Source organism: Phycisphaeraceae bacterium, assembly GCA_019636735.1.
GTDB lineage: Bacteria > Planctomycetota > Phycisphaerae > Phycisphaerales > SM1A02 > VGXK01.
This window is the reverse complement of sequence record JAHBWY010000005.1, coordinates 199,928-212,721: the sequence shown is the minus strand read 5'-3', so window position 1 is coordinate 212,721 and position 12,794 is coordinate 199,928. Positions and strand designations below refer to the sequence as shown.

Here is a 12,794-nt window from a genome sequence, read left to right as displayed (position 1 = left end):
CCTTGCCTTCCACATTAGGGAGTTGCTCCTTGCTCGATTCGCCATATTGCACATGTCCTGCAGGTCGCGCCCTGGCCTTGTTTCCAATGCCTCATGAGAATCCCCGCAAACGCGCTTGCAAGCTCCGGATCCGTGTAGGTTCATGCGAACCACATTCTGGACCATGAGATCGCACGTGCAATCCTCTGTGCGCTTCAGCCGGCCGTCTCGTCGCCCCAATGTTGTGTCGATCGCCGCACTCACGAGCGCGTACCTTTACCACAAGTTGCAGCGCTGCGGAGGTGATGCCCGAAGCCCCTCAAATCACCACAGTCCCGCTCTCGGGTTCCGGGATTCCAACGCCCAGGAAGGTCGACGCCCTCAGCGCGGCGTCTTCGTTCGAACCAAGGTCGACGATCAACACCTGGTCCTCCTTGAGATTGGCCGTCTCGCGCAGCGCCGTCTCCATGCGCACACGATCGATCGACTTCAATGTGCAGTGGAAGACGGAGTACTGCCATGGCTCGCCATAGGCCTTCATGAGCTTGTGCACCCGACGCAGGCGCTTGGGCTCCCGAATGTCGTAGCAGACGAGGTAGCTTCGCCTCATGGAGTGACACACTGCGTCAGTTGCGAGCGGATTCTGGAAGATGGTGTGGTCATGAAAGTGTGACTCCCGACATGGCGACTCCCGACATGGCGACTCCCGACATGGCGGCCCCTCGACATGGCGGACTTCGCAGTGGCCACCCCCCGCTCGAGGCAGCAAACCCCGGCGTGACGGGGGCCAAGTTCGCCGCGAATGGTGGGGGTCTCCTGGCGCAGGAAAAGTGCGCCGTCGGCGGGCTCAGACTCCGGCGTTCGCCGCGAGTGGCGTGGATGTCCTGGCATCGGGGAGGAGGCATGGGCGCAACCTCAATATTGGACTAGGCTTACCGCGTAGTCAGGAAGGCGAGCGTGGGAACCTCATCAAGCAGCCACGCGGCGATCAACCGTGCATGCAGCATCAGCATGCGCCGGTAGCTCAGCCGGTACTCGAAGACCGGGTGCGTCACCTCCGTTTCCATTCGGCGGCCGTAGGCACCGAAGAACGCTTTGCGCCCCGAGTCGGTCATGGCACACCCGGCGGCCGTGCGATGGAAGTGACCCTCGACCAGTTCGCCGCGATTGAACGCGGAGATGGCGATGGAATCCGCGATGATCGGCCTGAACGGCTCCATCAGGTCCAGCGCCAGCGCCGGACGCCCGGGGCGCAGCGCGTGCAAAGCGCCGATCGACGGCTCAAGGCTCGCCAGTCGTGCTGCCGCAGCGCACTCGTTGGCCAACATCGCGTAGCCGAACGAGATGACGCAGTTCACCGGGTCGGGCGGCGGCCTTCGGCGCCGCCCGCTGGATTCGAACTCGCGAGCGACACTCTCCGCTGTGGGCTTGAACATGCCGGCGAAGTGGCGGAAGTAGATCGCGGCGGCGTTCCCCTCGTGGCCGCGCAGCTCGTCCAGTGTTCGCGCCCCTTCTGCGTCGCGCAGCGCCTGAAGCATTGTGTTCGATGCGAGGTCCGGCAGCGCGGGATGATTGCGCATCAGCAGCGTGCGCTGATTGTGGATCTTCGCGGACACAATAGCTTTCGCCAGTTGCAATGCTCGCTCGGGTTGATCGAAGCGGCGCATCTGCGCCATGCGCACTGCAGCACTGGTGGGCCCCATCGGGTCCATCATGGCCACGAGCCGCCCCGCAGCCGACAGGAACGCGACGGGCACCTCGTGATCCGCAAAGACACAGAGTGCCTGGGTCGACACCTGAACGCCACCAAGAACGGCAACGGACTCAATGGTGGCCAGTGGAAGGTCGCGCACGGTGGTCCCGTCGCGATCGGTGACCCTGACAGATTGGCCGCGAACGCCGACGCGAATCCCATCCTTCAGAAGCACCACCTGGATGCCATCACTGCGCGGCGGCCAGAGCTTCCTGGGAGTGTGGTCTTCGGGGACCTTGGTGCCGTTCCGCTGGCCAGTATTGCCTGGGCGCGCCGAGTCCAGTGGCTGGGCGGCCGCCTGCACTGACTGCGTCAACGCGGTGAACCGCTGATGGTTGACTTCGTCTGGCAGACAAATGGGCTGTAATGAGCATCGAGGACACCGAGGGTCGTTGACCAGCGGGAGCGGTCGCGGACCAAGGCTGGCGGCCTTTGCAGCCTCAAGGGTTCTGAGCGCCTCGGCCTTCAGGACATCGTCGACCGGGAGGCGAAGACGGAGCTTCTCCGCGGCGTAGTAGATGACCGCCTCGTGCACCGTGTATCCGGCCTCTTCGAGCAGGAGCGCCTGCAAGCCCACCTGGACTCGATCGGTCGGCCATGCCTCCACCGTGCCAAGCGGGAGGAGTTCCTCCATGAGCTCATCACCCTGGGGAGCGCTCGGACCGGTGCGCTTTGGACGCCCCTTGCGATACTCCACCGGAGTGGCCGTTGTACCTGCGACTTCTGCGAGATCGAGTTTGCCCGTAATGCCCAGCCGCTCGCTGGCTAGCGAGAGACTTCGGATGGAACGAGGCCGCTCCGGATCCCGCTCGGCGTCGCCCAGCTTGTCGATGCCAGCCGCGTTTGGGCGATCCGCCGATCCACTCTGCTCACCAGAGGCGTCAGTGCCAAGCGACGGAGTGGCTTGCGGCGCCGACTGACCGGGCCCCGACTCGATCGCGGCGCTCGGCCTGTCCACTCGAGCATGCACCCTCGCACCCAGTTCGGTGTCGGAGCTGGGAATGAAGACCCCTTCGACCGTCATGTAATAGAACAGGCGCGGGCAGTACGCGAACTCTGCAACACCTCGGCATGGCCAGATTGTCTCGTCCACACAAGCGCCATCGGCAGGACTCGAAGCGAGGTTGAGCGCGAGTGAAGCATGAGCCCTCTCACCGAGTTCTCAGCCTGCGCGGGGCCGGCTCCCGCTGTGGGAAACCGACAGCGTGCCCGCCACTTCAGGCAGGCTTCGGCGCGTCCACGCGCGGGAAGAGAGCGCACTTGGTGAGCTTTGTCCCGGGGGCGAGGCCGCCCCAGGCCGTGAGCCTCTCGATCCCGGTGCCGGCACCCGCCGACAGCGGCGCTGAACCTGCGTGCGCCGCACCGATCGTGCCGCCGCCGCGAGACTGCGTGTTCGGCGCTGGCTGCCCAAGTGCCGCGGCAAGCTCGTTCATCTTTCCCGGCAACAGCGGCGCGAGCAGCACGCCGCTCACGCGCACGCACTCGGCACACTGGGCGAGAATCGACGCGAGCCGGGGCTTCTGCGCCGGGTCCTTGGCGAGCTTGAACGGCTCGGTGGCATTGATGAAGCCGTCGACCTGACGCAGCAGACCGATCGCCGCGCTTGCCGCATCGGCCAGCGCGAAGTCGTCGATCGCCTTCTCCCACGCGGCGACCGTCTCGCGGACCCGCGCAGGCCACTCGCCGCCGCGCTCCGGGTCTTCGGGCACCACGCCGTCGAAGTACTTCTCCATCATGGCGGTCACCCGGCTTGCACAGTTGCCAACTGTGTTGACGAGATCCGCCGTGTAGGTCTCGTGGAACGCCTCGGCGCGGAAGTCGGCGTCGGTGGCTTCGAGCGGACCTCGCGTCACCATGAACCAGCGCCACGCATCGAGCCCGTACCTGCCGAAGTATCCCTCGATGGTCGGCAGGTCGATGAAGTTGCCGAGGCTCTTTGACATCTTCTGGCCGTTGGAGATCCAGAAGCTGTGGGCATAGACGCAGCGCGGCACCGGCATCTCGAGCGCCATCAGCAGCGCCGGCCAGATGACCGCATGGAACCAGAGAATCTCCTTGCCGATGACATGAAAGTCGGCGGGCCAGAAGCGAGCGAGGTCACCTAGCGCAGAGTCGCCGCAAATGGGACTGGCGCCAGCCGCGCCCGCACCTGCCGCGGAGCCGACGATCGCGCCGCTCGCATGGCGCACATCAGCGGCGCCACCCGATTCGCCGCCGGCAACTCCCTTCACGCCGCTGCCCGAGCCGCCTGTCGCGCCGTCGCCGAGGCCGAGCGCCGTCACATAGTTGAAGAGCGCGTCGATCCACACATAGATGACATGCTCGGCGTGACCCGGAAAGGGAATGCCCCACTTGAAGTTGGTCCGCGTCACCGGGACATCCTGCAAACCGTCGCGTACGCGTCCGAGCACCTCGTTGAAGCGAGCCTGCGGCTGCACGAACCCGGGATGCTCCGCGTAGAAGCGCTCGAGCGGCTTCTGGAACGCCGAGAGCCGGAAGTAGTAGTTGTGCTCCTTCGCGCGAACGAGCGGCTTGCCGCTTACAGGGCTCTTGTAGCCAAGCTCCTTGGCCTTCGTCTCGGTGTGGTACTCCTCCTGGCCTTCGTCGTACCACCCCTCGAACTCGCCGAGATAGACATGCCCCGCGTCGAGCAGTCGCTTCACCAGCGCCTGCACGCGCCGTTCGTGCCGCGGCTCGGTGGTGCGAATGAAGTCGTCGTTCGTGAGATCAAAGAGTTTCAAGACGCGCTGGAACTCCGCGGAGTTCTCGTCGGCGAGCTGCTGTGGCGAAACACCCTTCTCCGCAGCGCTCTTCTCGACCTTCACGCCGTGCTCATCGGTGCCGGTCAGGAAGCGCACCTCGCGCCCGCGAAGTCGCATGGCCCTCGCCCAGACATCACACAGGGTGGTGGTGTACGCGTGGCCGATGTGCGGCCGATCGTTCACATAGTAGATGGGCGTGGTGATGTAAGCGGTGCGCGACACGCGGCGAATCCTACGGCGTTCCGAGATGGAACGCAGACCTCATGGCGCCCCCAGAAGGGGTCGGAGCGACATCGCGTCTTCGACCGCATCGACGACCGCAATCCAAAGCACTGGTCCCGTGCTCCAGACCATGACCACCGCGTTGTCGATCGACGCGCCCGCCACCTCCTCGATCACCAGTCGATCGGGCAGCAGCGGCACGGCGCGCCCGAACGCATCAAAGAGAATGAACCGACCATCGTCGATGAGCGCAAAGAGCGCCAGGAAGCGGTCGCGCCGCTGATCGAGATAGCCGAGCGCCACTGCGTCGTCACGACCACCCGCAAGTGAGGTCGTGCTCCACGCGGCGAGTTCGAGGCCCGCCGGAGAGAGGTCCGGCGGCTCGGCGCCATGACCGATGAGTCGAGCCATCGCTCGGGCTGCGGCGTCGTCGAGTGTCTCGCTGCTCCCCGGTGGCTCGTCGGGCGATCGCCCTGCGTTAGAAACCCCATCGCGCGTGCGCGGCGGCGCCTGTGACGAATCCCGCGACGAATCCCGCGGCGGAGCCTGTGACGAGTCCCGCGACGACTCCCGCGACGGTGCTTGTGAGGAGTCCCCCGATGACTCCCGTTGCGGCGCCTGAGTCGAGTCCCCTGAAGACTCGCTCGGCGCCGTTCGCTCGCCGCTTCGCTCGGAGCCATTGCCGCGCCCGCCATTCAGCGCGCGCCAGAGCAGCCCATCGCGTTGGATGACCGCGGAATTCACCAGTTCTCCCAACGAGGTTCCGCCGGTGAGCATGGAGCGTTGTGCAATCCCCGGGCCAAAGACGCCGAAGAGGACCGCTCCCGCCACGATCGCGAGGCACGCGGTCATGGCAAAGACGCTTGGTCGCGGACCTTCGCCGCTGGGCCTGGATCGCTCCACCGTCACAGCGTAGCCCCTCGGTCCATGCAACAAGAATTGCGTCTGAAAGCGGGCGGGATACCATTCGACTATGAAGCTCCAGCCTTCAACGAGGATCTCCGTGGCTGCGGTGCTCTCCGCAACTGTCGGCACGCTGCTGGCCGTCGAAGTCGGCGTCGCGCTCCCGCAGGATGCGCTCGGTTCCGGCCGGGCGCTCGATCACCCCAGCGGCAGCGGATCCGCACTCGATCGCAACCTGCAACATGGTTCCGGCGGCAGGAACACCGGGCCGGTGCAGGAGGATCTGCGCGCCAGGAACCTGGTGGTCACAGGCAATGTGGCCGGCGGTCGTGGCTTCCGGGGTGATGTCGGCTACACGGCGGATCGTGACTTCCGAGGCTCCACTTCCGATGACGCGAGCTTCGACTTCCGCGCTGGAAGCGCCTTCTCCGACCCTCGCCTCCTTCGCGCCGGATCGATGGGCGATCGCATGGCGGTCGGACGAAGCTACGGCAACATCGAGTACGGCCGATCGAGCATCACGGGCTCGGTCGTAGGCGCGGACCTCATCGGCACCCGACTGCGGGTCGATCACAGCACATCCAGTCTCTCGACCCCGATGGCCTCGCGCGCCATCTCCGATGTGAATGTCGCCTCGACTTTCGACACGGGCGACGGCGGTCGAGTCCGATTGCTCACCGGCGATTTCACCGGTGTGCGCACCGCGCAGCAGCGCGACGCCGTGGATGGTCTCGGCCTCGGCACCTACGAGTCCGCCCGCCTGAAGCGTGAGTTGCGATCGGGTCAGCTCGACCCCGACCTGCGCGCCCTCGAGTATCGCGATCCCTTCCGTGTTGATGCGCGGGTTGAGAAGTTCCCCGTTGGCAGTCAGCCCGGGCAGCCTGGGCAACAGGGCACCGGCCCCGGACAGCAGCCCGCGCCTGGCTCGACGCGCATCGACACCGGCATTCGCACGATGGACTCGATCGTGACGGCCATTGACCGCAATCTCCAGCAGCGTGAGCGCACGGCCGTGCAGGCGCCGCCGGTCGAGCCAGCGGCAACGGCTCCCGGCCAGCAACCCGGTGCGCTCGACACGCAGGGATCTTCGACGGATGCGTCGCAGCGACGCCTGACCGAGTTCGCCACGGAAATCGAAGCGCTCCGTCGTCAGATCCGTGGGGCCCCTTCGCGACCGACCGAGCCGGGCAACGATCCATTCTCTCTCGATCGCCGGCGTGAGGTTCCGCGCACCGATGCCGACGAGGCGGCTGACCGTGCCCTCGGGCGCGGTGACCCTGCGAAAGCTGACGAAGCCGAGACGAGGCGGCGCACGCTCGATGATCTCGTGGCGGTCCTCAAGCATGGCGAGCGCGTCGAGACCCTGAGTGACGCGCAGGTTGACCGCGTCCGGGAGATCGTCTCGGCGGGTGAACTCGCGATGAAGAGCGGCTCGTTCTTCCGCGCCGAACAGCACTTCACCACGGCACTTCAGTTGAACCCTGGCAATCCGCTCGCGCAACTTGGCATGCTCAACGCACAGGTCGGCGCGGGTCTGACCGCCTCGGCGGCCATCACCCTCCGCAACCTCTTCGCCGACCATCCGGCGCTGATCGACGCCCGTGTCGCCCCCGAACTCCTGCCCCCTCCTGATCGCCTGCGGCAGCTTCGAGATCAGCTCGGCACGACGCGCACCGATTCACGCAATGCCGCCGATGTCGGAGTGGTCCTTGCGTACATCGGTCGCCAGTTGAACGAGCGCGACACGATTGCCCAGGGTTTGGCCCTCGTGAAAGGCACGCCCGGCGACGAGGTGCTGGCCAAGCTCCTGCGCGGAATCTGGCTCGACGAGAAGGTGGGCGACGCGCCGGCAGCGCCGTGATCGGACGGGGCTCGAACAGCACGGCGAGAACGCAGCCGGTGTGCGTTTGTACGACGGTGCTCATTCACGCGCGTTGATCGCGCGGGTCCGATGGCTCCGGCTCGAACGCCGTCGTTCACCCGCGCAGGTCGATGCGGTGCTCGTGTGTCAACAAAGACCTGGGGTTCCAACTCGAAAGCCACCGTTCACCCGCACAGGTCGATGGGAGGCCTCGCAATCGATGGGCTCCTGGCCTTTGCGGATGGCGTGGACGCGCCTTGGCCGGAAGAGACCTCGGCCTTCGCATCAGCCGACTTGATGGACACCACCTCGACAACATCCGTGGGGGGCTTGTGCGAACGCCCCGAGTCGGCGCCGCGATCGCGCTTCTTCTGGCGATCGTCGGCATCGCTGGGACGCCTCACGGTGGAGGGGGCCGGAATGCCGAGGATTCGCCGGGATTCGAGTGGAGCGCCGGGAGACTCCATGCCTGGTTGATCGGCGCATCGCCGTCTCGGCCTTCAATGGCAGCTCGCCGAGGCACCAAGGTCCACGCTCGGCGATCGATGGCCGCCCGTGAACCGCCTCAGCGCCAGCGTCACTCCGAGCACGATGGCGGCACGGCAACCAGACCGTCATCCGCTCACGGTCGCAACTGGGCGCTCGTGCGAACACCCAGCGCCTCGTAGATGCGGCGCGTCGCCGAGCTTCGATTCAGCGTGTAGAAGTGAAGGCCGCGAACCCCGTGGTCCAGCAGGTCGCGGCACTGCTCCGTGGCCCAGTGCACACCGACGCGCGCGACGGCCTCTTCATCTCCGGCGCAGCGATTGATGGAACGAAGCAGGCTCGCCGGGAAGCGCGTGCCGGCAGCGAGGTCGGCCATTCTCAGCAGGCCCGCCGAACTGGTGATCGGCATGATGCCCGCAAGGATCGGCACCTTGATGCCCGAAATCTCGCATCGATCCCGCCAATCGAAGAACGCGCGGTTGTCGAAAAAGAGCTGCGTGCAGATCCAGTCGGCACCGGCATCGACCTTCGCCTTCAGGTGGTCCATCTGCCGAAGCGTGTTCGGCGTCTCGGGATGGCCTTCGGGGAAGCCGGCCACGCCGATACCGAATCCGCGCGGGTCGGGGTGGCGACCCGCATCATTGAATCGACGGATGCAGCGCACCAGGTCGCTCGCGTGCGGAAAGTCGCCCCGGACACCGTCCGCGCTGCCATCGCGCGGTCGGTCACCGCGCAGCGCGAGAATGTTCGTGACTCCCTCTGCGGCATAGCGCTCAAGAAGGCTCTCGATGTCCGCCGTCGTGTGTCCCACGCAGGTCAAGTGCGGAATCGGGTCCAGCCGCGTGGTGCGACGGAGGCGGACGACGAGTTCGTGCGTCTGGTCACGAGTGGACCCGCCCGCCCCGTAAGTGACCGAGACAAAGGACGGAGAGAGCGCCTCGAAGTCGCTGATCGTCGAGTAGAGAGCTTCCCATCCCTGCGGATTTCGCGGCGGAAAGAACTCGAAGCTGGTGGTCAAGCCGTCGCGAGCGAAGATGTCGGCGACATGCATGGCATCGCGAGTGTAGGGAAGGGTTGACGCAGATGCGGTAGGCTTCTGGCACGGGATCGGAGGCAGTCATGTCGGAGCGTGTGCGGATTCCAAAGCCAACCGCTCGTCGCCTCAGCCTGTACCTGCGCGAATTGAGTGAGAGCATTCACGCGGGAAGGGTGCGGATCAGCTCCAAGGTTCTCGGTGACGCACTAGGTCTCACCGATGCGCAGGTCCGCAAGGATCTTGCGTGTTTCGGCCAGTTCGGCCAGCCCGGAGTCGGCTACCGAGCGGCCGACTTGAGCGAGCGCATCCGCAGGATCATGGGACGCGATCATCGGTGGAATCTGGCGTTGGTTGGGGCCGGCAACATCGGCCGGGCGATCCTCGCCTATCGCAGCTTCCGCGATGAAGGCTTCCAGTTCGCCGCTGTCTTTGACCAGTCGCCTCAGTTGGTGGGGCAGACGATTGCCGGCCTTCGAGTGCTGCCGGTGGCGTCACTGGCGCAGGAGGTCCGCGCCCGGCAGATCCAGATTGGTGTCATCGCAACGCCGGCCGAAGCGGCTCAGGAGGTCGCCGATCGACTGGTGGCCGCTGGCGTCGATGGAATCCTGAACTTCGCGCCGCGACGGCTGACCGCACCGTCCCGCGTGTGCATGGCTACAGTGGATCTCACCGTGGCCATCGAGCAACTTGCCTTCGACATTTCGATCGCCCGTGGACGGGAGGGGGTCGAGTCGTGAATTCATGGTGGATGGACCGGGGGCAAGTGGCCTCGGCTCCACGATCGATCTGGACCATCAGAGTGATGGCCCTGGCCCTGGCAGTTGCCGCGCTCGGGTGCGACCGCGCGAAGATTCTCAATCCATCACCGGGCGACGCTCTGCGGGCGGAGAACTTGCAACTGCGCGATGAAGTGCAGCGCCTGACCCAGCAGACGCGGGAGCTGGAGACGCGCCTCGAAGAGTCGCGGCGAAGCGCTTCGGCGTCCGGCCAGACCGCAGTGCCGAGCGCTGCCCGCATGCTTGATCCCGAAGAGGACGCCGCGCTTCCTCGACTCGCCAGCGTGCAGATCGAGGGCACATCCGAGGTGATCCTTGGAGGATCAGGCGGTGGGCAAGTCCCGGCAACGCTTCGACTTCGGATTCTCCCGTTGGATGGCCGCGGCCGCTTCATGCAGATCGTCGGTCGCCTGACCGTGAGCGCCGCCTGCGTTCGAGCGGGGAGCGCCCCTGAAGAGGTCATGCGGGCCGTGATCGGTCCAGGGGCCATTCGCGACGGCTGGCGAAGCAGCTTCATGGGCACCGGCTACGCCTTCGAGATCCCGTTGCAGTTGAGCGGCTCGCTGCGGGAGTGCCCGCTGACCATCTCGATCCGCTTCGACGATGCTCTGTCGGGACGGGCTTTCGAGGACCAGAGGCGCATTGCCCCGGGGCGGACATTGACCGCTACCATTCCGCCTCTTCACGAGTGACCATGGTGCGGTTAGGACCAACAACTCACTCTTCGCCCACGACCGATTGCGGTCTCGCGCGCTCGGCGGCCCCACGGGTCGTTGAGTCGCGACGGCTCCGGCAGGCAGGCCTGCTGACTCTTCTCGCTGCGGCGGCAATGAGCACCGGCTGTCAGAAGGCACTCTTCCCGGAGAACGCGCCGCGCACGCAGTTTGAGGCCTACGAGATCATGCGGCAGCGCTATGTTCCGCTGGAGCAGCCCGATGTCTTCGGCACTCCTCGTCCCGCGGTCCGCGCTCGACTGACCCCTGAACGGTGAGGCTCACGCGATTGAACTCCAGCGCGCCGATCGCGCCATTGCAAGTCACCTGTGAATCGTTGGCGAACGAAGCCGAGAGCCGCCGATATCCCTGCTGCCCATGACACCTCGACGAGAGAGCACAACCGCAGCCCCGCGACGCCCGATCGCGTCAAGCCGTCGACGCCTGCGCTGGGTGTGGTCGCTCTTCGCCGCGTCGATGACCACCGTGGGCGGCGTCCTGCTCCTTCTCGATGGTCCAGCCCCGCAGTCGGTCCTGGCGACGACGGCCGCGATGGTGCGAAGCCCGGGGGCGGGTCGGCCCGACAGCGTGCTGCCGGCCGCGGCGCCACTTGATCGAGCTCGCTGGCGATCGATCGTCATCCATCACTCAGGCCTGCCCGCGGGAAATGCGGCGAGCATCGAGCGCTTCCAGCAGTCCGCCGGAATCTCTGGCCTCGGATATCACTTCGTGGTTGGCAATGGCCACGGCTCCGGAGACGGAGAGATCGAGGTCGGCTATCGCTGGGCTCAGCAGCTTCCGGGGGCCCATGTCGCGCTTCGTCCGAAGGGGACCGGTGCCAGCGGATCGATCGCCGCTCGGCAGGCTTCATTCAGTGCCGCGGAGCTTTCTGAAATCAACGAACGGTCGATCGCAATCTGTCTTGTAGGCAATGGCGATCGCTCTTCCTTCACCCCTCGACAGGTGCGAGAGCTCGTCTCCCTGGTGCGGGCCCTTCAGCGGGAACTGGGGATTCCAGCGTCGGAGGTGCGTTTGCACCGGGACCTTGCCGAAGTCACCAGTCCAGGCGAGCGCTTCCCCACGGCTGAGTTTGAGTCTCAGATTCTTCCCTGACGGGTCGCCGGGGAGTTTTTCAGGTCCGAAAGCGTACTTCGTGCATCCCAACGGCATCGAGCCGGAACTTCAGGCCGATGATCGTTTGCAGGTGCACGGAGTGATTACTACGATCCAAGCGCATTTCGAACCGGAGGGGCGACGGTCTTCTGACACTCCCCTGAGACACTCCTCAGCTCCGCCGAGTGCGCGCGAGTTGAGCCCATTTGGAGCTGCATCCTGGGAGCCACCCGTTGCGCCGGGCCCTCAGTGAAGGTACCTTTCTTGCGCGTCACCTCTTCGTCTCCCGCGTCCATGTCTTCCGTTCGCGACCTGTTCGGATATCGAGTGCTGGCCAGAATCGGCCAAGGGGCTGCCAGCGTGCTCTACGCCGTGCAGGACCCGAAGTCGAAGCAGGTCTACGCGCTGAAGCATGTGGTGAAGCGGGGCGAGAAGGACGACCGCTTCCTCGAGCAGTGCGAGTCGGAAGCGTCGATCGGCGCCAAGCTCAACCACCCGAACATCCGGCGAATCGAGAAGATCCTCAGAACCCGCAAGCTCTTCCGCGTGGTCGAAGTGGGTCTGCTGATGGAGCTGGTCGATGCGGCCACCCTCGACCGGCGGCTGCCGACCACGGCGGCCGAGGCGGCGCGGATCTTCGCCCAGGTGGCCCACGGGCTTGCCCACATGCACGCGCGCGGGTTCGTCCACGCCGACATGAAGCCGATCAATGTCATGCTCTCGGAGGACGGGTCGGTCAAAGTCATCGACCTCGGTCAGGCCTGTGAAGTCGGCACCATCAAGAAGCGCATCCAGGGGACGCCCGGCTACATGGCGCCGGAGCAGGCGCATCGCGAGGCGATCACACCGCAGACGGACATCTACAACTTCGGCGCCACCATGTACTGGGTGCTCGTTGGTGAGGTGATCCCGACAGCCTTGCCGCCGAAGGATGAGAACAACAGCATCTACAGCGGCGCCGTCGATCCGAATCAAGTGAAGATGCCAGTGCCGCCAGCTCAGCGCGATCCGGAGAGCATCCGGCGCGGCAATGGCTTCGTGGTGCCTCAGTCGCTCTCGGATCTGGTGATGGAGTGCATCCAGATCGTTCCCTCAGATCGCGTGGCGTCGATGGATCTGGTGGCCGATCGCCTGGATGCCATCGCCGCCGAGCTGTCCCAGCCGCAGCGCGCTGCGGCCAAGTGACGCCG

The 12,794-nt window shown here is 65.7% G+C and carries 11 protein-coding genes; 6 read left to right on the top strand and 5 right to left on the bottom strand.

Annotated elements, in window-relative coordinates:
- Window positions 1-298 precede the first annotated feature (298 nt).
- The 4 genes from cas2 to KF724_08895 all read right to left on the bottom strand — a co-directional run bounded on the left by cas2 (window position 299) and on the right by KF724_08895 (window position 5,568).
- A complete protein-coding gene (gene cas2 / locus KF724_08910) occupies window positions 299-589 on the bottom strand; it encodes a CRISPR-associated endonuclease Cas2 (GenBank protein MBX3355805.1) in 291 nt (96 codons plus the stop codon).
- 322 nt (window positions 590-911) lie between these two features.
- Window positions 912-2,825 carry a CRISPR-associated endonuclease Cas1 gene (gene cas1 / locus KF724_08905; GenBank protein ID MBX3355804.1) on the bottom strand — a complete coding sequence of 638 codons (1,914 nt, stop codon included), beginning with the start codon at window positions 2,823-2,825 and terminating at the stop codon, window positions 912-914.
- Between the two features lie 124 nt (window positions 2,826-2,949).
- Window positions 2,950-4,716, bottom strand: a complete 1,767-nt coding sequence (locus tag KF724_08900) for a class I tRNA ligase family protein (protein MBX3355803.1) — start codon at window positions 4,714-4,716, stop codon at window positions 2,950-2,952.
- Window positions 4,717-4,755: 39 nt separating this feature from the next.
- Window positions 4,756-5,568, bottom strand: a complete 813-nt coding sequence (locus KF724_08895; GenBank protein MBX3355802.1) for a hypothetical protein — start codon at window positions 5,566-5,568, stop codon at window positions 4,756-4,758.
- A gap of 121 nt (window positions 5,569-5,689) precedes the next feature.
- Here KF724_08895 and KF724_08890 point away from each other — a divergent pair, with 121 nt between their 5' ends.
- The gene (locus KF724_08890) at window positions 5,690-7,480 is read left to right on the top strand and encodes a hypothetical protein (GenBank protein MBX3355801.1); all 1,791 of its coding nucleotides are present in this window, start codon (window positions 5,690-5,692) and stop codon (window positions 7,478-7,480) included.
- Between the two features lie 622 nt (window positions 7,481-8,102).
- Here the strand turns inward: KF724_08890 and metF are convergent.
- Entirely contained in the window at window positions 8,103-9,017 is a 915-nt protein-coding gene (gene metF, locus KF724_08885; GenBank protein ID MBX3355800.1) for a methylenetetrahydrofolate reductase [NAD(P)H], read from the bottom strand.
- A 68-nt stretch (window positions 9,018-9,085) separates the two neighbouring features.
- On the opposite strand from metF, the gene KF724_08880 reads away from it, so the two are divergent.
- The 5 genes from KF724_08880 to KF724_08860 all read left to right on the top strand — a co-directional run bounded on the left by KF724_08880 (window position 9,086) and on the right by KF724_08860 (window position 12,789).
- Window positions 9,086-9,739 (top strand): redox-sensing transcriptional repressor Rex, encoded by a 654-nt coding sequence (locus KF724_08880; protein MBX3355799.1) that lies wholly within the window; start codon window positions 9,086-9,088, stop codon window positions 9,737-9,739.
- Between the two features lie 65 nt (window positions 9,740-9,804).
- A complete protein-coding gene (locus KF724_08875; GenBank protein ID MBX3355798.1) occupies window positions 9,805-10,470 on the top strand; it encodes a hypothetical protein in 666 nt (221 codons plus the stop codon).
- Between the two features lie 137 nt (window positions 10,471-10,607).
- Window positions 10,608-10,769 (top strand): hypothetical protein, encoded by a 162-nt coding sequence (locus KF724_08870; GenBank protein ID MBX3355797.1) that lies wholly within the window; start codon window positions 10,608-10,610, stop codon window positions 10,767-10,769.
- A 100-nt stretch (window positions 10,770-10,869) separates the two neighbouring features.
- Window positions 10,870-11,604 carry an N-acetylmuramoyl-L-alanine amidase gene (locus KF724_08865; GenBank protein MBX3355796.1) on the top strand — a complete coding sequence of 245 codons (735 nt, stop codon included), beginning with the start codon at window positions 10,870-10,872 and terminating at the stop codon, window positions 11,602-11,604.
- A 294-nt stretch (window positions 11,605-11,898) separates the two neighbouring features.
- A complete protein-coding gene (locus KF724_08860) occupies window positions 11,899-12,789 on the top strand; it encodes a serine/threonine protein kinase (GenBank protein ID MBX3355795.1) in 891 nt (296 codons plus the stop codon).
- The last annotated feature ends 5 nt before the right edge of the window (window positions 12,790-12,794 follow it).